Origin of the sequence: Roseobacter cerasinus (assembly GCF_009811755.1) — a bacterium.
GTDB lineage: Bacteria > Pseudomonadota > Alphaproteobacteria > Rhodobacterales > Rhodobacteraceae > Roseobacter > Roseobacter cerasinus.
Window position 1 is genome coordinate 1 of sequence record NZ_BLIV01000004.1, and the last position, 21797, is coordinate 21797.

At 62.6% G+C, this 21797-nt stretch carries 28 protein-coding genes; 11 read left to right on the plus strand and 17 right to left on the minus strand.

Annotation, left to right across the window (positions count from 1 at the left end; translation table 11 throughout):
• Positions 1 to 318 precede the first annotated feature (318 nt).
• The 15 genes from rpmE to So717_RS11010 form a co-directional block, all read right to left on the minus strand.
• Positions 319 to 540: a 50S ribosomal protein L31 gene (gene rpmE, locus So717_RS10945; protein ID WP_159977188.1), complete on the minus strand. Its 222-nt coding sequence runs from the start codon at positions 538 to 540 to the stop codon at positions 319 to 321.
• Between the two features lie 11 nt (positions 541 to 551).
• Positions 552 to 935 (minus strand): 50S ribosomal protein L19, encoded by a 384-nt coding sequence (rplS, locus tag So717_RS10950; protein ID WP_159977190.1) that lies wholly within the window; start codon positions 933 to 935, stop codon positions 552 to 554.
• Positions 936 to 1362: 427 nt separating this feature from the next.
• The gene (gene trmD, locus So717_RS10955; RefSeq protein WP_159977192.1) at positions 1363 to 2154 is read right to left on the minus strand and encodes a tRNA (guanosine(37)-N1)-methyltransferase TrmD; all 792 of its coding nucleotides are present in this window, start codon (positions 2152 to 2154) and stop codon (positions 1363 to 1365) included.
• A gap of 1 nt (position 2155) precedes the next feature.
• Positions 2156 to 2662 (minus strand): ribosome maturation factor RimM, encoded by a 507-nt coding sequence (gene rimM, locus So717_RS10960; RefSeq protein ID WP_159977194.1) that lies wholly within the window; start codon positions 2660 to 2662, stop codon positions 2156 to 2158.
• Positions 2659 to 2802, minus strand: coding sequence for a hypothetical protein (locus tag So717_RS22285; protein WP_238840843.1), 144 nt, complete (start codon positions 2800 to 2802; stop codon positions 2659 to 2661). Before So717_RS22285 ends, rimM begins: the two co-directional genes overlap by 4 nt.
• A gap of 74 nt (positions 2803 to 2876) precedes the next feature.
• Positions 2877 to 3260, minus strand: coding sequence for a 30S ribosomal protein S16 (rpsP, locus tag So717_RS10965; protein WP_159977196.1), 384 nt, complete (start codon positions 3258 to 3260; stop codon positions 2877 to 2879).
• Between the two features lie 48 nt (positions 3261 to 3308).
• The gene (locus tag So717_RS10970; RefSeq protein WP_159977198.1) at positions 3309 to 3605 is read right to left on the minus strand and encodes a chorismate mutase; all 297 of its coding nucleotides are present in this window, start codon (positions 3603 to 3605) and stop codon (positions 3309 to 3311) included.
• Positions 3598 to 4200, minus strand: a complete 603-nt coding sequence (locus tag So717_RS10975) for a GNAT family N-acetyltransferase (protein WP_159977200.1) — start codon at positions 4198 to 4200, stop codon at positions 3598 to 3600. The genes So717_RS10970 and So717_RS10975 overlap by 8 nt, the downstream gene beginning before the upstream one ends.
• A 76-nt stretch (positions 4201 to 4276) precedes the next feature.
• Positions 4277 to 4807, minus strand: a complete 531-nt coding sequence (locus tag So717_RS10980) for a GNAT family N-acetyltransferase (protein ID WP_238840845.1) — start codon at positions 4805 to 4807, stop codon at positions 4277 to 4279.
• A complete protein-coding gene (locus So717_RS10985; RefSeq protein ID WP_159977202.1) occupies positions 4804 to 5361 on the minus strand; it encodes a GNAT family N-acetyltransferase in 558 nt (185 codons plus the stop codon). Before So717_RS10985 ends, So717_RS10980 begins: the two co-directional genes overlap by 4 nt.
• Positions 5358 to 5858, minus strand: coding sequence for a GNAT family N-acetyltransferase (locus So717_RS10990; RefSeq protein ID WP_159977204.1), 501 nt, complete (start codon positions 5856 to 5858; stop codon positions 5358 to 5360). Before So717_RS10990 ends, So717_RS10985 begins: the two co-directional genes overlap by 4 nt.
• The gene (locus So717_RS10995; protein WP_159977206.1) at positions 5855 to 6367 is read right to left on the minus strand and encodes a GNAT family N-acetyltransferase; all 513 of its coding nucleotides are present in this window, start codon (positions 6365 to 6367) and stop codon (positions 5855 to 5857) included. Before So717_RS10995 ends, So717_RS10990 begins: the two co-directional genes overlap by 4 nt.
• The gene (locus So717_RS11000; RefSeq protein ID WP_159977208.1) at positions 6367 to 6702 is read right to left on the minus strand and encodes an NIPSNAP family protein; all 336 of its coding nucleotides are present in this window, start codon (positions 6700 to 6702) and stop codon (positions 6367 to 6369) included. The genes So717_RS10995 and So717_RS11000 overlap by 1 nt, the downstream gene beginning before the upstream one ends.
• 6 nt (positions 6703 to 6708) lie before the next feature.
• Positions 6709 to 8223, minus strand: coding sequence for a signal recognition particle protein (ffh, locus tag So717_RS11005; RefSeq protein WP_159977210.1), 1515 nt, complete (start codon positions 8221 to 8223; stop codon positions 6709 to 6711).
• Positions 8224 to 8755: 532 nt separating this feature from the next.
• Positions 8756 to 9334: an FMN-dependent NADH-azoreductase gene (locus So717_RS11010; protein ID WP_159977212.1), complete on the minus strand. Its 579-nt coding sequence runs from the start codon at positions 9332 to 9334 to the stop codon at positions 8756 to 8758.
• Between the two features lie 128 nt (positions 9335 to 9462).
• On the opposite strand from So717_RS11010, the gene So717_RS11015 reads away from it, so the two are divergent.
• Positions 9463 to 10341: a LysR family transcriptional regulator gene (locus So717_RS11015; RefSeq protein ID WP_159977214.1), complete on the plus strand. Its 879-nt coding sequence runs from the start codon at positions 9463 to 9465 to the stop codon at positions 10339 to 10341.
• Positions 10338 to 11255: a DMT family transporter gene (locus So717_RS11020; protein WP_159977216.1), complete on the plus strand. Its 918-nt coding sequence runs from the start codon at positions 10338 to 10340 to the stop codon at positions 11253 to 11255. The genes So717_RS11015 and So717_RS11020 overlap by 4 nt, the downstream gene beginning before the upstream one ends.
• A 110-nt stretch (positions 11256 to 11365) precedes the next feature.
• Here the strand turns inward: So717_RS11020 and So717_RS11025 are convergent, their stop codons facing one another.
• Complete coding sequence (locus So717_RS11025) at positions 11366 to 11698, minus strand: ArsR/SmtB family transcription factor (protein WP_159977218.1); 333 nt, start codon at positions 11696 to 11698, stop codon at positions 11366 to 11368.
• Positions 11699 to 12062: 364 nt separating this feature from the next.
• Here So717_RS11025 and So717_RS11030 point away from each other — a divergent pair, with 364 nt between their 5' ends.
• From So717_RS11030 to So717_RS11060, 7 genes are all read left to right on the plus strand, one after another.
• The gene (locus tag So717_RS11030; protein ID WP_159977220.1) at positions 12063 to 12956 is read left to right on the plus strand and encodes a LysR substrate-binding domain-containing protein; all 894 of its coding nucleotides are present in this window, start codon (positions 12063 to 12065) and stop codon (positions 12954 to 12956) included.
• 207 nt (positions 12957 to 13163) lie between these two features.
• Positions 13164 to 13493, plus strand: a complete 330-nt coding sequence (locus So717_RS11035; RefSeq protein ID WP_159977222.1) for an AtpZ/AtpI family protein — start codon at positions 13164 to 13166, stop codon at positions 13491 to 13493.
• 1 nt (position 13494) lies between these two features.
• Complete coding sequence (locus So717_RS11040; RefSeq protein WP_159977224.1) at positions 13495 to 14241, plus strand: F0F1 ATP synthase subunit A; 747 nt, start codon at positions 13495 to 13497, stop codon at positions 14239 to 14241.
• A 54-nt stretch (positions 14242 to 14295) separates the two neighbouring features.
• Positions 14296 to 14520, plus strand: coding sequence for a F0F1 ATP synthase subunit C (locus So717_RS11045; protein WP_011567586.1), 225 nt, complete (start codon positions 14296 to 14298; stop codon positions 14518 to 14520).
• Positions 14521 to 14602: 82 nt separating this feature from the next.
• Positions 14603 to 15130: a F0F1 ATP synthase subunit B' gene (locus So717_RS11050; RefSeq protein WP_159977226.1), complete on the plus strand. Its 528-nt coding sequence runs from the start codon at positions 14603 to 14605 to the stop codon at positions 15128 to 15130.
• Positions 15131 to 15135: 5 nt separating this feature from the next.
• Positions 15136 to 15708, plus strand: a complete 573-nt coding sequence (locus tag So717_RS11055) for a F0F1 ATP synthase subunit B (RefSeq protein ID WP_159977228.1) — start codon at positions 15136 to 15138, stop codon at positions 15706 to 15708.
• Positions 15709 to 15884: 176 nt separating this feature from the next.
• Positions 15885 to 16703, plus strand: a complete 819-nt coding sequence (locus So717_RS11060) for a phosphate ABC transporter ATP-binding protein (RefSeq protein WP_159977230.1) — start codon at positions 15885 to 15887, stop codon at positions 16701 to 16703.
• Positions 16704 to 16859: 156 nt separating this feature from the next.
• Here the strand turns inward: So717_RS11060 and So717_RS11065 are convergent, their stop codons facing one another.
• The gene (locus tag So717_RS11065) at positions 16860 to 17630 is read right to left on the minus strand and encodes a FadR/GntR family transcriptional regulator (RefSeq protein ID WP_159977232.1); all 771 of its coding nucleotides are present in this window, start codon (positions 17628 to 17630) and stop codon (positions 16860 to 16862) included.
• A gap of 216 nt (positions 17631 to 17846) precedes the next feature.
• Between So717_RS11065 and So717_RS11070 the strand changes: the two genes are divergently transcribed.
• Positions 17847 to 21302, plus strand: a complete 3456-nt coding sequence (locus tag So717_RS11070; RefSeq protein WP_159977929.1) for a chromosome segregation SMC family protein — start codon at positions 17847 to 17849, stop codon at positions 21300 to 21302.
• A 159-nt stretch (positions 21303 to 21461) separates the two neighbouring features.
• Positions 21462 to 21761, plus strand: coding sequence for a hypothetical protein (locus So717_RS11075; RefSeq protein WP_238840848.1), 300 nt, complete (start codon positions 21462 to 21464; stop codon positions 21759 to 21761).
• Positions 21762 to 21797 lie beyond the last annotated feature (36 nt).

Here is a 21797-nt window from a genome sequence, read left to right on the forward strand (position 1 = left end):
ACAATCATCACCCCCCACACTCGAGCCTCGACGGGCTCGCCCCACGGGAGTATCACAGACGGTCAAGAGAGGACCAAACCCTGAACAGAGCTAACTAATAAACGCGGACTTCAAGGGCAGCAGGTCATCACCAACCGCCAGTGCGACGATGATGGACGGTAACGCGGCAGTAGCCGTGTCGCAGGACGCTGAACTGGATGTCGGCTGGGAAGAATTCTAGCCTGCAAGCCTGGCTTCCCATTTTTATGGATCCGACCAAAATCAAAAAAAGCCACCCCTGGAAACCGGGGTGGCTTTTTCTTGTGATTGTGGTTTGCTTTAGAAGCCCAAGCCAGCGTATTTGTTCTTGAATTTTGAGACACGACCGCCGGTGTCCATAAGGCGCGACGAGCCGCCTGTCCATGCCGGGTGCACGGACGGGTCGATATCAAGCGACAGTTGGTCGCCTTCTTTGCCCCAGGTAGATTTCATTTGCACGACGGTGCCATCGGTCATCTTGACGTCGATGATGTGATATTCGGGATGTGTATCGGCTTTCATCGGTCGACTCCTTACGCCTGCGCACCAGCTTTGGGCTTGTAGTTGGAATTCTCTGTGATCCGCGCCGATTTGCCACGGCGGCTGCGCAGATAGTAGAGCTTGGCGCGGCGCACGCGGCCGCGGCGAACAACAGTTATGCTGTCGATATTCGTCGAGTGCAGTGGGAACACGCGCTCCACGCCCTCGCCGAAAGAAATTTTCCGAACGGTGAATGACCCGGCAATGCCCGATCCGTTGTTCCGAGCGATGCAAACACCTTCGTAATTCTGCACCCGGGTCCGCGTCCCCTCGGTCACTTTAAAGCCAACGCGAACGGTGTCGCCGGCGCGAAAATCGGGGATGTCTTTCCCCAAAGCGGCAATTTGTTCCGCTTCAATCTCTGCAATCAGATCCATCTGATCGACTCCTATGTTGCTCGTGGTTGCTCCACGAAGGTTATGCCGCGTCGCAGAGCTTCCGGTCTGTGGTCGGGTTCGCTTGCTGCGCCCGCCGGGAGAATTCACACGCCTTTGCTTTTGCTCATGTGGTGGTGCCGCTCAGCAAAACCGCCACATAAAGCTAGCCCGGAGCCGCTACGCGAGTCCAAGCTGGGATCGTATATGCGGGAAAACGATTGGGATCAAGAGGCCGTTGCAGGCAGGGCGAGGCTGTTGCCCTACTGCCCGATCGCATCGTGCGGGTCTGCTCATCAGGTGACATAAATGGCAGTATTGCTGGCCGCGTTTTGCGACAGGTCGGACGTGTTTCTCCTGGCAAGAGGAGTTGTCGCAACCAGCCGCCTAGGTCTCCCGTCCGGCACAAGCAATGATGGGTGCGGTACGATCAGTCGTCGCGTTCGTATTTCGACCAAAGATCTGGCCGGCGCGCTTGCGTCAGCGCTTTGGATTGCGCCGTGCGCCAATTTGCAATCTCGCCGTGGTGCCCGGAGAGCAGCACCTGTGGGATCTCTCGGTTCTCCCATATCGTCGGACGTGTATAGTGCGGATGTTCGAGCAGTCCGTTTGCGTGGCTCTCCTCGGCCGTACTGTCCGCGTTGCCCAAAACGCCTGGTCGCAGGCGGATGGTTGCGTCCAACAGAGCCTGAGCGGCCAATTCGCCCCCCGTCATTACAAAGTCGCCAAGCGAGACCTCGGTGACCTGAAAGTGCTCAAGCACGCGCTCATCGACACCCTCAAAACGACCGCAGAGCAAAGTGACACCGTCGCAGCGTGCCAGATCGCGCGCCATTGTCTGATCGAACGGCCGCCCCCGCGGCGACATGTAGAGAACCGGCCAACGCCCCTGCGCATGGCGCTGTGCGTCGGTCAAGGCTGGGCCCACCACATCGGCGCGCAGGACCATGCCCGCACCGCCCCCAGCTGGTGTATCATCCACACTGCGATGCTTGCCAATACCGAACTGGCGCAGGTCGTGGGTGTGCAATTGCCAGCGTCCCTCGGTTAGCGCTTTGCCAGTCAGCGACAGCCCCAGCACCCCCGGAAACGCCTCGGGAAACAATGTGACAACCCGGGCTTGCCAGGCGCGGGCCAGCGTTTCGTTCTCCTCCATCAGCGAGCGCGGAGTGAGCGTGGGCCGGATGCTCTTGCGTCCATGGCTCTTCGGCGCGTCGGCCATGTCAGAAAAGCCCCTCAGGCGGGTCCGCGATGATACGGCCCGCAGTCAGGTCAACGGTTGGCACCGCCGCCAGCGTGAAGGGCAGCAACACGGTCTCGGATGAGCCGGGCCGCTGCACCTCCAGAATGTCTCCGGCCCCGTGATCCATCACGGATTTCACACGACCCAACGCGGTGCCTCCCGTGTCGAGAACCTCAAGCCCGACAAGATCGGCGTGATAATATTCGTCATCCGGCAGGGCGGGCAGTTGATCACGGTCCGCAAAAAGCTGTGTGCCCTTGAGCGCGTCTGCGTCTTCCTTGGTGGCGACCTCTGCGATACGTGCAACAAACCCGTTCTTGATTGGGCGGATCAAGGCGAGGTGGAAGATCCTTTCGCCGCTTTCGGTGGTCAGCGGCACGTATGTTTCGATGTCCTCAGGCACGGCGCAAAAGCTTTTGATGCGAAGCTCACCGCGCACACCGTAGGCGCCGCCGATAGCGCCGACACAGACCTTCTCCGCACTCATTCCTCCACTCCTATGCAGAGACCTTCAGATAGTGTGCCGCCACGATCAAGGCAGCTGTCCCGATGGTTGGCCCGCTCCACGAAGAGCCCGGCGAGAAATGCCAATAGCAGCAGAAAGAGCGTGCGGATCGGGCGCAGCATGAGGTTCCTTTGCCGTGGTCACACAGCGCAAACGGATGGGCCGTTCCCAAAGGATCGGCCCGTGCCAGTTTGTCTTACTCGGTTGCTTCTTCGGCAGGCTCTTCCGCCGGAGCAGCCGCCTCTGCCGCTTTGGCGGCTTTCTCCTCGGCACGCTCCTGGGCTTTCTTGCCGGGGGCGCCCTTCTTGGGGTTATTGCGCTCGGCCTTCTCTTTCAGGCCGGCGGCTTCCAGCATGCGGGCGACACGGTCGGTGGGCTGTGCACCCTGGCCCAGCCAGTGCTGCACGCGCTCCACGTCCATCTTCACGCGCTCTTCGCTGTCCTTTGGCAGGAGCGGGTTGTAGGTGCCCAGTTTTTCGATGTAGCGGCCGTCGCGCGGCATGCGGCTGTCGGCCGCAACGATCCGGTAGAAGGGGCGCTTTTTGGAGCCGCCGCGGGCAAGACGAATTTTCATAGCCATGGTATGTTTCCTTTTGAATTGGCAGGTGGGGTGGGCTTTCAGGCCACCCTAGGTTTGGTGACGTTTGTGGTGCTGAATAACCTCAGCGATGATGAAGTTAAGAAACTTCTTGGCGAATTCGGGGTCGAGATCAGCCCGGTTCGCCAGATCTTCGAGCCGTTCGATCTGTTCCGCTTCTCTGGCAGGGTCGGACGGGGGAAGGTCGTGTGTGGCCTTGAGTTTCCCCACAGCCTGGGTGTGTTTGAAGCGTTCGCCCAGAGTATATACGAGGATCGCATCCAAACGGTCGATGGAGGCGCGGTGCTCTTTCAGCAGTGCGGCGGCGCGGGTGGCGGTGTCAGTCAATGGCCCATCCTTTTGGTTTGAACAATGGATCGGCGTAGTGGCTGATCTCCATTTCGATCCCATGCGCGAGCTGCGAGCCCGTGAGTTCGTCAGGCGCGGGGTGGCGGTAGACCGCGTGGTTTCCATCGATGGTGCCTGCGTCGTGATCCTTAACCGCGCCCAGCCGCTCTGCCAGTCGAATACTGTCGAGGTTCTTGGGGTCGATGTAGCTCACCGCCGTCTCCCAACCGAGCTTGTCGTAGAAGTGGCCGCGGACCCTGTGGGTGGCTTCGAGCGCGTAGCCCTTGCCGCCGCGATCCGGCCAGATCACCCAGGCGATTTCGGCCTCAGGCCATTTCGCAGGCTTCCAGCCGCCCGCCATGCCGAGGGTGTCACCGCTGACCTTGTCATGGATCATCCACATGCCGTAGCCGCGGATCTGCCAGTGGCCGATCTCAGCCGCGTAGAGCATCCAGGCCTCATAGGCATTGAGCGGCCCACCCATGAAGCGCGCGCGGTAGCTGGTGAAGGTGGCCTTGAAGTCGGGGTAGTCGTCCGGTTCCGGGCCGCGCAGGACCAGCCGGGTGGTCTCGAGGATGGGGATCTGGGTGCTCATTGGGCGACCTCACGCCGCGTTGAGATCGTTGGCCGCCTCCGGCGGGCATATTTGCGGAACAATGAAGGCCAAGGTGTCATGCCAGACCCTCGGGGCGGGGGTGGCGGTAGACGTAGCCAGGGGTTTCGGGTTTGGGCTGTTGGGCGTGCTCGTCGAGTGTGGCGCCGAGGCGTTTGGCCAGCGCCACGGAGGCGTCGTTTCCGTGGGCGATGTAGCTGACGATGGTGGGCCAGTTCAGCACCTGCCAGGCGTGGTCGATGCAGGCTTGCGCCGCTTCAAAAGCGATGCCCTGGCCTTCGCTGGCGGCGTCGAATAGGACCCAGCCCACTTCTTTTTCGGGCCAACCCCAGGGGTACCAGTGGCCGACAATGCCGAGCGCCGCGTCGGAGCCTTTTCGGGTCACGACGAACATGCCGAAGCCGTGGATCGCCCAGTGGCCGATCTCGGTGCCAAAGAAATTCCAGGCCTGGCGCGGTGTCATCGGGCCGCCGGTGAACTGCGAGCGCTCGGTGGCATAGAAGCCCATGAAGGTGTCGGCGTCCGAGGCTTTGGGGCCGCGCAGGATCAGGCGCTCGGTCTCGAGCACGGGTGTCTGGATGAGGGTCACGCGCTGGGCCCTCCGGTGCCGTAGCGCCAGACCTGGGCGTTTTCGACCATGCCATCCTGCACAGCGCCAAGCCGTGTGGCGAGGTGCCGAGCGCGGGTGTTGGCGGGGTCGATGTAGCTGACCAGCGTGGTCCAGCCGAGTGTGTCAAAGGCGTGATCGCGTGCGGCGGTTGCGGCCTCGAAGGCGATGCTGTCGCCCTCAGCTTCGGGCAGCAGCAGGAAGCCGAGTTCGGGCTCCAGATCGCCTGGCTCGAAGCCCAGCAGGACGAAGCCCGCGATGTCGCCCGCGCGCCCGATGGTCCAGATGCCGTGGCCGTGCAGCAGCCAGGTGGCAGTCATCTGGGTGAAGTCGCCCCAGGCATCTTCGCGCGTCATCGGGCCGCCGAAGTAGCGGCCCCGGTCGCTGCAGGCGATGCGGGCAAAGGCGTCGAAATCCTCGACCTTGGGGGCGCGCAGCAGGAGCCGCTCGGTCACCAGCAGGGGCAGTTGGCCTTGCAACTGCAGTGCAAAGAGCGCGGCGGCGCCGGGGCGCGGGGTTTCGCAGGCGAAGCTCACGGCCTCACCTCGTAGCGATAGACGACGTCGTCGGCGTCATGGGCCTTGGCCGCGGGGTCGTGGGTGCCGCCGAGCCGTTTGGCGAGCGCGATGGAGCGGGCATTGTCGCGGTGGATGTAGCTGACCAGCGAGGCGGGCGTCATGGTGGTGCGCGCATAGTCAAGCGCGAGGCGCGCGGCTTCGAACGCGATGCCTTTGCCCTCGAAGCTCTCAAGCAGGAACCAACCGAGCTCCGGTTCGGCGAAATGAGGCGGGTGGGTGATGGCGACCTGGCCCGCGACCTGGCCCCCGATCTCGATGCCCCAGCCGCCCATGCCGGTCAGCGGCCAAGAACCAACCTCGGAGGCGAAGCCGTACCACAGGTGTGTCCGGTTACTCGGGCGGTCCATGAACGCAGCACGCGGGCTTTGGTAGAAGGCCCAGAAGGCCTCCATATCGTCGATCACATGCGGGCGCAGGCGCAGGCCATCGCCGGTGAGGGTGGGGGCCGTGGTCATGCGCAGACCTCGGCCGTCAGGCGGTAGGTGAGGCAGCCGGGGTACCAGGCGGGGGCGGCGGCGTCGGTCTTGCGGGCGCCGACTTTCTCGGCGATCCGGTGGGAGCCGATGTTGTCGGGCTGCACGAGCACCAGCAGGTCGGGCCAGCCGAGGTCATTGAAGAGGTGGGATGTGACGGCTAGGGCGGCTTCTGTGGCGAGGCCCTGGCCCTCGAAGGCGCCCTCCCAGAGGGTCCAGGTCATCTCGGGCGGGGTGCCTGTGACGGCGGCGAGCGGGCCAACATGGCCGATGGGCTGGCCCTCGTGCTCCATCACGTAGCGCCCGAAGCCGCGCAGGGTCCAGTGACCGATCATGGCGGCGAATTTGTCGAAGGCCTGCTGTGCCGTGAAGGGCCCGCGCACAAACCGCGACCGGTCGCTGGCGCAATAGCTCGTGTAGGCGGGCAGGTCGGCCGCCTGGGGCATGCGCAGCGTCAGACGCGCCGTGGTGAGGGTGCGGGCGGCCTGCATTACATGAGGCCCAACTCGGCGGGTGTTTTGCCGTCGAGTACGGGTCGCGTGAAGGAGCGGTCGTAGCGCCGGATGCACTGGGTTTCGGTGGCGAAGGCGTAGGCGGCCAGGCACTCGGCGTCTTCCCACATGCGGGCGCGGTAGTCTTCGTAGGCGGCGAGGGAAGGGAAGGAGAAGTGGCAATAGGCGATGTCGTTCGGCCCTTCATGCGGCATGTGATAGCCGTGATGGGTGCCGCCCATGGCTGGAATTTTGTAGAGCCAGAACCGGGCATAGCGCTCGAAAGCGTCCAGCTTGGCCGGGTCGATCTCGTATCGGACGGTGCAGGTGATCATGGCGGCCTACTTCTTCTTGCCGAAACCGGAGAGGCCCGGGGGCAGGGGCATGCCGCCGCCTCCGCCGAGGCCGGGCAGCCCGCCGGGCAGTTTGCCGCCCATGGCTTTGGCGGCGGCTTCGAGCTGTTTGGGGTCCATCTGGGAGGGGTCCATGCCCGGGGGCATCCCGCCCTTGCCGAACATGCCTTTCATGGCCTGTTTCAGCATGCCGCCTTTGCCCATGCGGCCCATCTTCTTCATCATGTCGCCCATCTGGCGCTGCATCTTTAGAAGCTTGTTGAGCTCTGAGACCTCCAGGCCCGCACCGGCGGCGATGCGCTTCTTGCGGGAGGCCTGGAGGAGTGCCGGGTTGGCGCGCTCTTTCTTCGTCATCGACTGGATCAGGGCGATCTGGCGCTTGAGGATGCTGTCGTCAAAGCCTGCCGCCTCGACCTGTTTGGCCATCTTGCCCATGCCGGGCATCATGCCCATCATGCCTTCCATCCCGCCCATCTTGAGCATCTGTTCGAGCTGCATCTTGAGGTCGTTCATGTTGAACTGACCCTTGGTCATGCGCTTCATCATGCGCTCGGTCTGCTCGATTTCGAGCGTTTCCTGAGCCTTCTCGACGAGGGCTACGATATCGCCCATCCCGAGGATGCGGCCTGCGATGCGCTCAGGCTCGAAGGTCTCGATGGCGTCCATCTTTTCGCCCAAGCCGACGAATTTGATGGGCTTGCCAGTGACTGCACGCATTGAGAGCGCCGCACCGCCGCGCCCGTCGCCATCCATCCGTGTGAGGACGACACCGGAGACGCCAATCTTGTCGTCGAACTCGGTCGCGACATTCACCGCGTCTTGACCGGTGAGGCCATCGACCACCAGCAAGGTCTCACGCGGGTTGGCCACGTCGCGCACGGCGGCGGCTTGCGCGATCAGCTCTTCGTCAATGTGCAGCCGGCCCGCAGTGTCGAGCATGTAGACGTCGTAGCCACCCAGGCCCGCCTGGGTCTTGGCGCGTTTGGCGATGGCGACGGGGTCTTCGCCCTTGACGATGGGCAGGGTATCGACGCCGATCTGCATGCCGAGGATAGCGAGCTGTTCCATCGCGGCGGGGCGGTTCACGTCGAGCGAGGCCATCAGCACGCGCTTGCCGTCACGGTCGGTCAGGCGCTTCGCGAGCTTGGCGGTTGTGGTCGTCTTACCCGAGCCCTGCAAGCCGACCATCAGGATCGGCGCGGGCGGGTTGTCGATCTTCAGCGCCCCGGGCTCACCTTCGCCTTTCAGCACGTCGATCAGCGCGTCATGCACGATCTTAACGACCTGCTGGCCCGGGGTGATCGACTTGGTCACGGCCTGTCCTGTGGCCTTTTCCTGCACGGCCTTCACGAAATCGCGGGCCACTGGCAGCGAAACGTCAGCTTCCAGCAGTGCCACACGCACTTCGCGCAGGGCGGTTGCCACGTCTTCTTCAGACAGGGCGCCCTGCTTTGTGAGCCGGTCAAAGACGCCGCCAAGGCGTTCGCTGAGGTTTTCAAACATGGGCCAAGGCCCCTTTCGATGTCGGTTGCGGGATGCTCCTGATGTAGGAGGTCCGCGGATATTGCACAAACGCCCCGGCAAGACCGAAACGAAAAGCGCCCCCGTGGGCGCGACGCGCTGACGGAGGGCGATCCCGAATTGCCCGGGACCGGAAGGCTGGTGCTTCCGGGTATGACGAAGTCCCTAGAGTTAAGTCCGGTCGGAGTCAAGCACGGCTTGCCTTGTTTTGATCTGGCTCAAGGCGGGGCACCCTGCGGCATATCAGACTGAGTTTCATATTCGATAAGGAACAGGGAATGGGGATATGACATTTAAGAAGCTGGCTCTGGCCGCGCTTTTTGTAACCACAAACACAGCATTCGCGGGTCTGGTGGACCCACCTCTCCCGGACAGTGCCGAGATTTTGCATGGCGGCGGATGCCGCAAGAGCTCTCCACCGGGGCAGTGCTGCCACGCTGGGTCTCAACCCTTTCATTGCCATTGAGCAGGGCTATCCGGGGGCAGCACTGCCGCCCCCTCTCATGGCAACGCCTCAGGCCGCCAAGGCTGCTATTTGTGCGGTGGCCTCGGCCATGGCCGTGTCAGCATCGGCCATCAGGCGGTCAGCGGCGACAATCTCCACATCCGTGATGCCGATGAAGCCCATGATGTGGCGCATGTAGCCGCTCGCGAAGTCAATCTCTGATCCCACTTCGGTGCCGCCGGTGGCCAGTGCAATCACGGCGCGCTTGCCGTCGAGCAGGCCTTTGGGGCCGGTTCCGGTGTATTTGAACGTCAGCCCCGCACGTGCGATCTGGTCGATCCATGCCTTGAGGGCGGCGGGCACGCCAAAGTTATAGACCGGCACGCCGATCACGATCACATCGGCGGCCTTGATCTCTGCCACCAGCGCGTCGGAGAGCGCCAGCGCCTCTTTTTGCGCGTCGCTGCGTTGATCGGCAGGGGCGAAATTGGCATTCACCCAGGTTTCGTCAATCTGTGGAATGGCGTTGGTAAGATCGCGACGGATCACTTCACCGCCCAGTCTCTCGACGATGGAGGCCGTCAACTGGCGTGACGTGGATCCGGTTGTCCGGGCGGAGGCGTCGATCTGCAAAATGGTCTGTGTCATGTCGGTGTCCTTGATTGCGAAGGATGTGTTGGATGCCCTCGAATATGGATATTGCAATTTCGAACGCAATTCGTGATGTTCCACATCGAGCGTGCGTCTTCGCACAGGCAGGTTCGGAGCGGGATCAGATGGACAACTGGGATGAGATCAAGACGGCCTATCAAGTGGCGCGGCTGGGAACGGTCAGCGGTGCGGCGGATGTTTTGGGGGTGCACCACGCCACTGTGATCCGCCATATTGATGCGCTCGAAGGGCGGTTGGGGGTCAAACTTTTCCAGCGTCACGCACGTGGTTATACGGCAACCGAGGCGGGGCAGGATCTTCTGCGTGTGGCGCAAGCGACGGATGATCAATTCAGCCAGCTTGCCGGGCGCATCAAGGGGCTGGGCGACGAGGTCTCGGGCGACCTGGTGATCACTTCGCTGATAAACCTCGCCCCGCGCATGGTGCCATTGTTGGCCCGATTTCAGGAGCAGTATCCCGATGTGGTGGTGCGCTATCTGACGGGTGAGCGGCTCTTTCGGCTGGAATATGGTGAAGCGCATGTGGCGGTGCGCGCCGGCACCGCGCCGGATCAGCCGGACAATGTGGTGCAGAGCTTTCACAACCAGCAAATGGGTCTCTATGCCACGCGCAGATATCTTTCGATACATGGAACACCCAAGTCCGTGGACGACCTCCGCACCCACCGCTTTGTCGGGCACGACAGTGACCAGAGCCGCGCGCCCTTCAACCGCTGGATGCGCGCCAATGTGCCGGCTGAGGCCATTGTCTTTCGCTCCACCGACAGTCGCGCGCTTGATGTTGCAGTGAAAACCGGGGCGGGGATCGGCTTTATGGCTGTCCTGGACGCGCGGGACGATCCCGAATTGGTCGAGGTCATCCCACGGCGGGAGGATTGGTCGGCGCCCTTGTGGCTGGTCACACATGTGGATCTGCACCGTACGACAAAGGTGCAGGCCTTTCTGAGCTTCCTTAAGAAGCGGGCGAAAGACTGGCAGGTATGAACCCCGGCGCGCGAGGGCATCTCGCCATGCTCACGTTCTCGGCGCTGGTGGCGGGGTCATTCTCTTTGGGGGCGCAGGCGGCGCATGCGATTGACCCGGCGGTGCTGAATGCGGTGCGGTTTGTGATTGCAGCGGCGGTGATCGGAGCGGTGGCGCTGCTCACCACCGGTCTGCCGCGCACGGCCTTTCGCGCGCCCTGGCGCTATGCGCTGCTGGGCGGGACCTTTGCGATCTACTTCGTGCTGATGTTCGAGGGGCTGAAGACGGCGCCACCAGTCAGCGCCGCTGCCGTCTTCACGCTGACACCGGTGATGGCAGCGGGGTTTGGCTGGCTGCTGCTGCGGCAGATCACAACACCGCGCATGGCGCTGGCGCTCAGCATCGGTGCGACCGGCGCGCTCTGGGTAATCTTTCGGGCGGATTGGGCGGCGCTAAGCGCCTTCGAGATCGGGCGTGGCGAGGTGATCTACTTTGTAGGCTGCGTGGCACATGCGGTTTACACACCGATGGTGCGCAAGCTGAACCGGGGGGAGCCTGCGGTGGTCTTCACATTCGGGATGCTGGTGGCGGGGGCGGTCTTGCTGACCGGGTTTGCCTGGCGTGACATTCTGGCGACGGATTGGACGGGATTGCCCTGGATTGTCTGGATCACGCTGTTCTATGTAGCGCTCTTTGCCTCAGCCGCCACATTTGTGTTGCTGCAGTTCGCGACGCTGCGCCTGCCAAGCGCCAAGGTCATGGCGTATACCTACCTCACGCCAAGCTGGGTGATCCTGTGGGAAATCGCCCTTGGCAACGGCGTGCCGCAAGTGCTGGTGCTGGGGGGCGTCGCGCTGACCATCGCGGCACTGGCGCTTTTGCTGCGCGATGAGGCGCCCGTGCTGTTGGAACCAAACAACCTGCGACCGCGTTGACCTCCCAACGAAAGAGAGGAATGACATGATTAACAGCATTATATACGTAGTTGGCCTTGTGGTTGTTGTGATGGCAGTGATCAATCTGGCCACCTGACCTTCGCAGTTGACTAGACGTTTGTATCCGGGAGTTCGGCCGCGAGGAACCGCTCGAACGCATCAAGGTTCACCGGCTCGAACTGCCCAAACCCCTGCATCCAGACCGACGCCGCACGCAGCGCATCTGGCTCCAGCTTGCACCACTTCACGCGACCACGCTTTTCCTGACTGATCAGCCCCGCCGCTGTCAGCACCCCAAGGTGTTTGGAAATCGCCGCAAGCGACATCTCGAACGGCTCCGCCACATCGGTGACGGCCATATCATCTTCCAACAGCATCGTCAGAATTTCCCGCCGGGTCGGGTCTGCCAGAGCGGCGAAGGCCTGATCGAGGTCGCGCGTCATGGCCTCTCATACCGCCCCGACCCGCTCAGCGAAAGACCATCAACCGCGTGGATAGTGATCTGTCTGCGACGGCAGCCGGGGCCTGTGACGTTCAATCTCCGCATCTGACAGGCCGATATCACGGGCAATATGCGTGCTGATGGGTCCGAGCTTCAGACCTTTCGAGGCGGGTGCTCGTCGCATGATCCAGCGGAGGAGTGCGCCTTTCCATGACCTAAATGCAAGAGTCGATCGGTCGCGCGGGCGCGATACATCAGCCATTGGTCTAACTCTCTATGAGATTTACTAAGATAATTGCGCAAGTAGTCCCCAACTTCAAAATCAATTGCTTGACGAAACCTGTGCAAAAAAATCACATATTGGCATGAGTCGGCAACTCCCCCCACTGAACGCCCTGCGTGCCTTCGAGGCGGCGGGTCGCCATGAAAGCTTCTCCCGTGCGGCGGAAGAGCTGGGCGTGAGTCATTCCGCCATCAGCCGACACGTCCGCGGCCTGGAAGACCGGTTGAGCATACAGTTGTTTCAAGACAGGCCACGCGGTGTGCAGCTGACGGTCGACGGCGCGGCCTATCTTGAGCAGATCACCCCGGCGCTCGATTCGATTGCAGAAGCCACCGACCGCGTGACGGAACAGCCAGCCGGAGTCGTCATGGTCAACAGCGAGCCGCTCTTCGCCACCAAATGGCTGATCCCGCGCCTGTCGGACTTCCACGCGGCGCATCCGGAGGTTGAGATCCGACTGGAAGGGTCACGATGGCTCGCCGATGTCAGCCGCTATGAGGCGGACATCGCAATCCGCTTTCTGAAGGTGGCGGGGTCCAACCCGGATGCAACACTGGTCAGCGACGCGCCGCTTTATCCCTTCGCCGCCCCGGGTCTCGTCGAGCTCCCCTTGACAGGTCCTCGCGATTTGGCGCGCCATAGGTTGTTGCGCGACCGTGCAACCGCAACTTGGGACGTCTGGTTTGCCCGCGCAGGCGAGCCGGACCCGCACATCCTGCAGCCGGTTGGTTGGCGCATGCGGGCCTACCTGGCCTATGAGGCGACACTGGCCGGGCAAGGTGTGTTCCTGACCTCCAGCGAGGTCACTGGTCTGGACGTTAAGGCCGGGCGGTTGCAGCGCGTGTCAGACGTCTGTTTCCGCGAGGGCGGCTACCATCTCTTGCTGGGAGAAGGCGCCCGACGGCGCAAGCCGGTCCGCCTGTTCCACGATTGGCTCCTGGACAGCAGCGCGCCGCATCGCAATGAGTTGATCTGACAAAGATCAACCAAATGGTTGAATAAGCGCGCGCTGCCAATTGGGCCGCATCCAGGCTGCGGCATTGCGCGCGCGCTTTCTTCATTGTTCCAGAAATATGCATATTTACAGCCGCTTAGGCCACCCCCAGCCATCAGAGCAGCGCGCTTGACTCACCCCGCCCCGCGCAATAGCAACGGCGCAACCATCCAGCGGGGTGTTTTGCGCATGACCGATCCGGACGAGAAGCAGCAACTCAAGCAGCTTGAAGCGCGGATTGAGGCGGCCAAACAGGGACAGGCGCCCAAGCCCCGGCAGGATGAGCACTATTCGCAGGCGCAGCTGGCCTGGCGCATGGTGATCGAACTGGTGGCCGGTTTGGGGATCGGCTTTGGCATCGGATACGGGCTCGACAGCCTGTTCGGGACGCTCCCGATCTTTCTGGTGCTCTTTACATTGCTGGGTCTCGCGGCGGGCATCAAAACGATGCTTCGGTCCGCGCAGGAGATCCAGGAGAAGAAATTGGCTGAAGAGGCCGGCAAAGACGAGGGAGCCTGAGATGGCGGACAAGGCAGAAGAAGGCGGTCTGGTGTTCCACCCGATGGATCAGTTCATCATCCAGCCGATTTTTGGCGGAGATGTCACCTGGTACACACCCACAAACGCGGCCTTGTGGATGGGCCTGTCGATTGTGGCAATCATCGTGCTTCTGGTTCTGGGCAGCCGCCACCGCGCCATCGTGCCGAGCCGCTCGCAGTCGATCGCCGAGCTCGCCTATGGCTTCATCTACAAGATGGTCGAAGATATCTGCGGCAAGGAAGGCCTGCGCTACTTCCCATATATCATGACGCTGTTCATGTTCATTGTCTGCGCGAACTTCCTGGGGCTGATCCCCACCTCCTTCACGCCCACCTCACATTTCGCCGTCACCGTGGTGCTGGCGCTTGCGGTCTTCCTCACCGTGACCGTGCTGGGCTTTGTGAAGAATGGCGCCGGGTTCCTGAGCCTCTTCTGGGTTTCCTCCGCGCCGCTGGCGCTGCGACCCATTCTCGCGATCATCGAGATCATTTCCTATTTCGTGCGCCCCGTGAGCCACTCCATTCGTCTGGCGGGCAATGTCATGGCGGGCCACGCGGTGATCAAGGTCTTCGCAGGCTTTGCAGCCATCGCCGCCGTGAGCCCGGTGGCCGTGCTCGGCATCACCGCGATGTACGGGCTGGAGGTGCTGGTGTCCTTTATCCAGGCCTATGTCTTCACGATCCTCACATGCGTGTACCTCAAGGACGCGCTGCACCCGCATCACTAATTCGGACATCACGTCCGTAGCTCTACGCAACTTCCAACGCACAGGAGAATTCACATGGAAGGCGAACTCGCACACATCGGCGCAGGTCTGGCGGCAATCGGATCCGGCGCAGCCGCGATTGGGGTTGGCAACGTGGCCGGCAACTACCTGGCAGGCGCCCTGCGCAACCCGTCGGCGGCAGCGTCGCAAACCGCGACCCTCTTCATCGGTATCGCTTTTGCAGAAGCGCTGGGGATCTTTGCGTTCCTCGTCGCCCTGCTGCTGATGTTTGCCGTCTAAGCTCTAGAGACGATTTTCCTGACGCTCGGGCGGCGCGATCACGCGCTGCCCGTTGTGTGGAACCGCCTCGAAGGAGACCACCATGGCAACAGACACACCTGGCGCAGACGCCGCCTCCTCGGGGGGCATGCCACAGCTCGATTTCTCGACCTGGGGCAACCAGATCTTCTGGCTGGTTCTGACGCTCATTGTCATTTATTTCATTCTGTCGCGCATCGCCCTGCCGCGCATCGCGGCCATTCTGGCGGAACGGCAAGGCACGATCACAAGCGATCTGGCCGCCGCAGAGGACCTCAAGGCCAAAGCGGAAGAAGCCGAAGCGGCCTATGAAAAAGCGCTGATTGATGCGCGCGCTGAAGCGCACCGCATTGTAGCCGAAGCCAAGGCGGAAATCCAAGGTGACCTGGATGCCGCGATGGCGAAGGCGGACGCGGAGATTGCGATCAAAGCAGCCGAATCCGAGAAAGCCATCGCAGAGATCCGTGCAGGCGCGCTGGAGGCGGTGAAAGAGGTCGCTAGCGAAACTGCGCAGGAAATCGTGACCGCGATGGGCGGCTCGACCGACGCAAAAGCGATCAGCGCGGCTGTCGACGCGCGGGTGAAAGGATGAGAGGCATGCGGAACCTGACCGGACAGATATCGCTGGGTCTTGGCCTGATCCTGGCAAGCCCGGCCTTTGCAGCGGGCGACAAGCCGTTTTTCTCATTGAAGAACACAGACTTCGTTGTCCTTCTGGGCCTGCTCGTCTTCATCGCGATCCTGGTCTATTTCAAGGTGCCGGGAATGATCGGCGGCATGCTGGACAAGCGCGCCGAAGGCATCCAGTCAGAGCTTGATGAAGCCCGCGCCTTGCGGGATGAGGCACAGACCCTGTTGGCCAACTACGAGCGCAAGCAGCGCGAAGTGCAGGAACAGGCTGACCGCATCGTCGCGGCTGCGAAGGAGGAGGCCACTGTGGCAGCTGATGAAGCCCGCGCTGATCTTGCCAAATCGCTGGAGCGCCGGATGGCCGCTGCGGAAGAGCAGATTGCCAACGCTCAAAGCGCTGCAATCAAGGAAGTACGCGATCAATCTGTGACGGTTGCTATGTCTGTGGCCCGGGCGGTGATCGCCGATCAGATGACGGCGGCTCAGGCCAACGGTTTGATCGATAGCGCCATCGCGGAAGTTGACGCCAAGCTGCACTGATCCGCACAAAAGAAACGTGACTTGAAAACCCGGCCAAGTGCCGGGTTTTTTGTTGCCCGCGCCTTTGTGAAACTTCTGTGACATTTGCAGAATCCGGGGTCAGATCAAAGTCCGCAGCCCGCTTGCCTTGCAGCCTGTCAGCAAGCCTGACCCTCTCTTGCTGACGGAGACCTGACATGTTTGATCAACTGACCGACCCGGCCCTCTACACGCCAACCGCGATCTACCGGAACGCGGTGCCGATCATCTCGGTGCGCAATCTTTCGCTGTATTACGGCGCGAAACAGGCCCTGCGTAACGTGAGTTTTGACCTTTATGCCGGCGAGATTCTCGCCTTCATCGGCCCCTCAGGCTGCGGCAAGTCGACGGCGTTAAAGTGCCTCAACCGGATGCACGACGACACGCCGGGCGTGCGGGTCGAGGGCGAGATCATCATGCACGGCGAAAATATCTACAGCCCCAAAATCGACCCTCCCGTGCATCGGCGTCGTTTCGGCTGGGTCGCGCAGAAGCCCAACCCCTTCGCCGCGTCGATCTATGAAAATGTCGCTTATGGCGCGCGTATCCATGGGGTGGTGCGCAACCGGCGGGACATGCAAGCCCATGTGGAGGCCTGCCTGCGGCGCGCGCACCTCTGGGATGAGGTCAAGGATCACCTGCATGACAAATCGGGGCATGACCTCTCGGGTGGGCAGCAGCAGCGGCTCTGCATCGCGCGTGCGCTGTCGACCAAACCCGAGGTGTTGCTGATGGACGAGCCCACCGGCTCAATCGACCCGGTCGCCACTGCGAAGATCGAAGACCTGATGCTGGAGTTGAGCGATGATCACGCGGTGGTCATTATTACCCACTCGATGATGCAAGCGCGGCGGATCGCGGACCGCGTGGCCTATTTCCATCTCGGGGAACTGCGAGAGCTGTCCCTGACTGCAGACATGTTCGAGCATGCACAAGAGTCGGATGCCCGCGCATTTGTAGCTGGTGATTTCGGGTAGAGCATCGCGGAGCAGAGTGGAGCTTAGCCATCCGATTGCCCCGCCCGGCGGGTATCGCCGGGCAGCGCCCGGTCCCGCTTCGATAGCGGGAACGGGCGCGCGCCCACACAGTACAAAGACGGTGTGATGGCCCAGGTCGGCCGTGTCTGACCCTGATCAGCGCTGATGCACCTCGTGGTCAAGACGCTGTTGGGCCACTTCTTCGTTGCGCTCTGCCTTGCTCTGATCCCTCAGGCAGGTCTCGACATAGTCGAGATGCGCCTCAACTGTGGCGCGTGCACCCATGGCATCGCGCGCCTGCAGGCTGTCATTTATTCTGCCGTGCTGATCCAGCAGGGTCTCACGGGTTGCACGCTGCTTGAACATGATCTGTCGGTTGTAGAACACACCTTCGCGCAGCAGGTCGTACATGGAGCGCATCATATGTAGCATGACCACATTGTGGCTCGCCTCGATGATCGCCATGTGAAACTGCGCATCAAGCCGCGCTTCATCCTCCGGGTTGCGCTTGGCGTGGGCCGCTTCCATCTTGTCAAAGACGGTTTGGACCACCCGCAGATCGGTGTCCGAGGCCAGGCGGGTGGCGCGTTCCGCGGCGAGCCCCTCCATATCCCGCCGGAAGGAGAGGTAGTCAAAGACGGCGTCGTCGTGTCGCGCAAAGAGCTGCACCAACGCCGGCGCAAAGGCCGAGCCCAGCACATCGGCAACGTAGACGCCCGCGCCCGCGCGCGACGCCAGCAACCCCTGCGCCTGCAGGGCGCTGATCGCGTCGCGCAGGCTTGGGCGCGACACGCCCAGACGCTCGGCCAGCTCTCGCTCTGCAGGCAAACGCTCGCCCGGGCGCAGGATGCCGCGCAGGATCAACTGTTCGATCTGGCGGACAACTGCGGTTGAGAGTTTTTCGGACTGGACGGGGCGGAAAGGCATATCTGCTCCATTTTGGTCAAATTATATGACCACTCCTGCGGGATGGTAAACTCTTTTTCCGAAGCGTGTGCACAGAGGACCGCGCATCTTCCTTGATGCGCAAACAATATCTTGTGGATAACCCGTCCACACCTTCTGGGTTTGGTGTGTTTTGGTTGACACACCTTCTTTGCGACCGCAGGCTGAGGCACCACAGGAATCATCGGGCAGGTGGCTTTGCGCTTCTCCAAACTCAGACTGACGGGCTTCAAAAGCTTTGTGGATCCCACCGATCTGATCATTGCCGATGGTCTGACCGGCGTGGTGGGCCCCAATGGCTGCGGCAAGTCCAACCTGCTCGAAGCCTTGCGCTGGGTCATGGGCGAAAACCGTCCCACGGCCATGCGTGGCGGCGGCATGGAAGATGTGATCTTCGCAGGCGCGGCCACGCGGCCCGCGCGCAACTTTGCCGAGGTGGCGCTGCATCTGGACAATTCCGAACGGCTGGCCCCCGCAGGGTTCAACGATAGCGATCAGCTTGAGATCGTGCGCCGCATCACCCGCGATGTGGGCAGCGCCTACAAGGTTGCGGCCAAAGATGTGCGCGCGCGCGACGTGCAGATGCTCTTTGCTGATGCCTCGACGGGGGCACACAGCCCCGCGCTCGTTCGGCAGGGCCAGATTGCCGAGTTGATCAACGCCAAGCCCAAGAACCGCCGCCGTATTCTGGAAGAGGCGGCGGGGATCAGCGGGCTCTACCAGCGTCGCCATGAGGCGGAGTTGAAGCTGAAAGGGGCGGAGACCAACCTCGCCCGGGTCGATGATGTGATCGAGCAACTGGCCAGTCAGTTGGCGCAGCTCGCACGGCAGGCGCGGCAGGCAGCACGTTACCGGGAGATTGGAACAGCGCTGCGCCGGACAGAGGGCATGCTGCTCTATCGCCGCTGGCGCGAGGCGGATGAGGCGCGCGGGCGGGCCGAAGACGCGCTGCGCGGCAAGGTCACTGCTGCCGCACAGGCGGAGGGTGCTGTGCGGCAGGCGGTCAAGTCCCGTGAAGCGGCCGAGGCCGCTTTGCCATCTTTGCGCGAGGAAGAAGCGATTGCCGCCGCCTTGCTGCAACGGCTGACGGTAGAACGGGACACGCTTCAGGATCAGGAGACGCGGGCACTTGCATTGATTGAAACGCTGACCGGGCGGATTGCGCAGCTTGCGCGTGATATCGAGCGAGAAGGTGGCCTGAACCGCGACGCGGGCGAGACGATCGAGCGTCTGGAATGGGAAGCGACGGAACTGGCCAAGGCCTCTGACGGGCACGACGGCCAGCTTGCCGAGGCGGCAGAGGCCGCACGTGAGGCCGCAGCGGTGTTGCAGACCCGCGAAGATGATATGTCCAGCCAGACCGAAGACATGGCACGCCTGTCTGCACGGCACAGTTCGGCCCAGCGTTTGCTGGAGGACAGCCGCAAGACCCAAGGCAAATCCGAAGCGGAAGCGGCGCGCGCGCGCGAGGCGGTGGTGGCCAGCGAGGCCGCGCTGTCCAAGGCACGGGCGGATTTTACGGCTGCAGAAGTGGCTGAGAAAGAGGCCGTGGCAGCGGCCGAGACGGCTGACGCTGCCTTGACCGCCGCAGAGGAGGCACGAGCGGAGACGCAGACGCGCGAGGCGGATGCGCGCGCGCAGCGCTCCGAGGCGGAGGGGGAGATGAATGCCCTGCGCGCCGAGGCCGGTGCTTTGGCCAAGCTGGTGGATCGCGACACGGCGGAAGGCGGCCAGGTGCTTGACCAGCTGCAGGTGAAATCAGGTTATGAGAAGGCGCTTGGTGCGGCCCTGGCGGATGATCTGCGGGCTCCGGCGGTTGCGGTGGATGGGCCTTCGGGCTGGGCAGCGTTGCCGGACTACGACCGGCACCAGCCCTTGCCGCCGGGGGTGAAGCCGCTGTCGCTCTTTGTCGATGTGCCGGATGTTCTGGCCCGCCGGATCAGCCAGATTGGTTTGGTCGAGGGCGATGAAGGCCCTGCGTTGCAAGCAGATTTGGGGCCGGGTCAACGATTGGTGTCACTGGAAGGCGATCTCTGGCGCTGGGACGGGTTCCGTGCTTGGGCTGAGGATGCACCCTCAGCGGCGGCTTTGCGTCTGCAACAGCTGAATCGGTTGGAGGAGTTGAAGCAAAGCCTTGAGACCGCCACCCAACGGGCGGATGGTGCGCGGGCCGCACATGAGCGGCTTGGTCAAGAGCTTGAGGCGCTGACACAAGCAGATCGCGCGGCGCGCGAAGCGCGGCGGGCGGCGGACAAGCTGATGGCGGATGCAGGGCGCCAGCTGAGCCGGGCGGAGGCCGACCGTAACCTCGCCGAGGGCAAGTTGGAATCGCTGGGGCTGGCCGTGCAGCGGCACGAAGAAGAAGCCATGGAGGCGCGCAAGCGGCTCAAGGATGCGGAGCGCGCGTTGGACGACCTCGGTGATCTGGACGAGGCGCGCGTGCTGGTCGAACAGGTTCGCATGGCGGTGGAAGCGGCCCGGATCACGATGATGTCGCGCCGCTCCGCGCATGATGAGCTACGCCGGGACGGCGAGGCACGTACCAAACGCGCACAGGAAGTGACCAAGGAGATCAGTGGTTGGCGGCACCGGCTGGACACCGCCGAGAAGAGATCAGCCGAATTGGTGGCGCGCAAGGCTGAGACCGAAGATGAACTGACACAGGCGCAGGCCGTGCCGGCTGAGATTGCGACGAAGCGTGCCGAGATGGGCGAGGCGATCACCGTCGCGGAAGCTCGGAAGGCAAAAAGTGCGAATGCGCTTTCCGAAGCGGAAGGGGCGTTGCGCAACGCAGCACAGGCCGAGCGCGACGCAGAGCGTGGTGCGTCTGATGCGCGCGAAGCCCGGGCAGCGGCCGAGGCGCGCAGCGAGGCCGCGCGGGAGGCCGTGGCCGCCGCCGCCGAGCGCATTGCCGATGAGGCCCAGGTCACGCCCAATCAGCTTCTGGGCCAGCTGGACGTGACGCCGGAGGAAATGCCCGGTGCCGATGCGCTCGAAGCGGATGTGAACCGGCTGAAGCGGCAGCGCGACGCTTTGGGGGCTGTGAACCTGCGGGCGGAGGAAGATGCCGCTGAGGTGCAGACGGAATATGACACGCTGACGGGTGAGAAGGCGGACCTTGAAGAGGCGATCAAGACGTTGCGCGGTGGGATCGCGAGCCTGAACAAGGAAGGGCGCGAGCGGCTTTTGACGGCCTTTGAGCAGGTGAATTCCAATTTCTCGATGCTGTTCACGCATCTGTTCGGCGGCGGCGAGGCCAATCTGGTCATGGTCGAGAGTGATGACCCGCTGGAGGCCGGGCTGGAAATCATGTGCCAGCCGCCGGGCAAGAAGCTGTCGACCTTGAGCCTTTTGTCGGGCGGGGAGCAGACGCTGACGGCCATGGCGCTGATCTTTGCGGTGTTCCTGGCCAACCCTGCGCCGATCTGTGTGCTTGATGAGGTGGATGCGCCGCTGGATGACGCCAACGTCACGCGGTTCTGCGATCTGCTGGACGAGATGTGCCGCCGGACTGAGACGCGGTTTTTGATCATCACCCACCATGCGGTGACCATGTCGCGAATGGATCGGCTTTTTGGGGTGACCATGGCTGAGCAGGGAGTCAGCCAGTTGGTTTCGGTCGATCTGAAAAAGGCCGAGACGCTTGTGGCCTGAGGCCCGGGCGGTGGCCTGAAAGCCCACCGTACCTGCTGGGGTCACCGGAACGTGTCTTGGATATGTAGTGACCTGCGGTAGGGTGGGTGCATGAGATGTGTTTTCCTAGGTCTTCTTTTTATCTTGAGTTCGGCGGCGGTAGTAGCACAGGACTGGGCTTTGCGCGCGTCTGACCGGGAGTTGACCCGTGCAGAGGTTGAGCAGCTGACGGACGGGCGGACGCTTATCTTTTTCGATGAGGGGCGGTCCAGATTTTCGGCGGGGGGCGCGTATTCCTACACCTATGTCAGCGGTGAAAGCGCCTTTGGTCGTTACCGGGTGGAGCAGGACGGCACCGTCTGTATTGACTATCGCAACGGGTTCTCGCGGTGCGACCGCTATGTGGAAAGCAGCGGTCGGATTGTCATGCTGACGCAGAAAGGCGAGCGGTTCCCGATTCGGGCGCGCGAGCCGGAGTAGGGTGCCGTAAGAAAAGGCCCTGCGGCATGGTGCACG

Coding starts and splice junctions, on each gene's coding strand:
- So717_RS11035 (WP_159977222.1), top strand. CDS start 13,164: ATGACCGATCCGGACGAGAAGCAGCAACTCAAGCAGCTTGAAGCGCGG.
- ffh (WP_159977210.1), bottom strand. CDS start 8,223: ATGTTTGAAAACCTCAGCGAACGCCTTGGCGGCGTCTTTGACCGGCTC.
- rimM (WP_159977194.1), bottom strand. CDS start 2,662: ATGAGTGCGGAGAAGGTCTGTGTCGGCGCTATCGGCGGCGCCTACGGT.
- So717_RS11060 (WP_159977230.1), top strand. CDS start 15,885: ATGTTTGATCAACTGACCGACCCGGCCCTCTACACGCCAACCGCGATC.
- So717_RS11055 (WP_159977228.1), top strand. CDS start 15,136: ATGCGGAACCTGACCGGACAGATATCGCTGGGTCTTGGCCTGATCCTG.
- So717_RS11030 (WP_159977220.1), top strand. CDS start 12,063: ATGAGTCGGCAACTCCCCCCACTGAACGCCCTGCGTGCCTTCGAGGCG.
- So717_RS10990 (WP_159977204.1), bottom strand. CDS start 5,858: ATGACCACGGCCCCCACCCTCACCGGCGATGGCCTGCGCCTGCGCCCG.
- So717_RS11050 (WP_159977226.1), top strand. CDS start 14,603: ATGGCAACAGACACACCTGGCGCAGACGCCGCCTCCTCGGGGGGCATG.
- So717_RS11025 (WP_159977218.1), bottom strand. CDS start 11,698: ATGACGCGCGACCTCGATCAGGCCTTCGCCGCTCTGGCAGACCCGACC.
- So717_RS11015 (WP_159977214.1), top strand. CDS start 9,463: ATGGACAACTGGGATGAGATCAAGACGGCCTATCAAGTGGCGCGGCTG.
- So717_RS11045 (WP_011567586.1), top strand. CDS start 14,296: ATGGAAGGCGAACTCGCACACATCGGCGCAGGTCTGGCGGCAATCGGA.
- So717_RS11065 (WP_159977232.1), bottom strand. CDS start 17,630: ATGCCTTTCCGCCCCGTCCAGTCCGAAAAACTCTCAACCGCAGTTGTC.
- trmD (WP_159977192.1), bottom strand. CDS start 2,154: ATGGCCGACGCGCCGAAGAGCCATGGACGCAAGAGCATCCGGCCCACG.
- So717_RS10975 (WP_159977200.1), bottom strand. CDS start 4,200: ATGAGCACCCAGATCCCCATCCTCGAGACCACCCGGCTGGTCCTGCGC.
- So717_RS10995 (WP_159977206.1), bottom strand. CDS start 6,367: ATGCAGGCCGCCCGCACCCTCACCACGGCGCGTCTGACGCTGCGCATG.
- So717_RS22285 (WP_238840843.1), bottom strand. CDS start 2,802: ATGCTGCGCCCGATCCGCACGCTCTTTCTGCTGCTATTGGCATTTCTC.
- So717_RS11040 (WP_159977224.1), top strand. CDS start 13,495: ATGGCGGACAAGGCAGAAGAAGGCGGTCTGGTGTTCCACCCGATGGAT.
- So717_RS11020 (WP_159977216.1), top strand. CDS start 10,338: ATGAACCCCGGCGCGCGAGGGCATCTCGCCATGCTCACGTTCTCGGCG.
- rpmE (WP_159977188.1), bottom strand. CDS start 540: ATGAAAGCCGATACACATCCCGAATATCACATCATCGACGTCAAGATG.
- So717_RS11010 (WP_159977212.1), bottom strand. CDS start 9,334: ATGACACAGACCATTTTGCAGATCGACGCCTCCGCCCGGACAACCGGA.
- rplS (WP_159977190.1), bottom strand. CDS start 935: ATGGATCTGATTGCAGAGATTGAAGCGGAACAAATTGCCGCTTTGGGG.
- rpsP (WP_159977196.1), bottom strand. CDS start 3,260: ATGGCTATGAAAATTCGTCTTGCCCGCGGCGGCTCCAAAAAGCGCCCC.
- So717_RS11000 (WP_159977208.1), bottom strand. CDS start 6,702: ATGATCACCTGCACCGTCCGATACGAGATCGACCCGGCCAAGCTGGAC.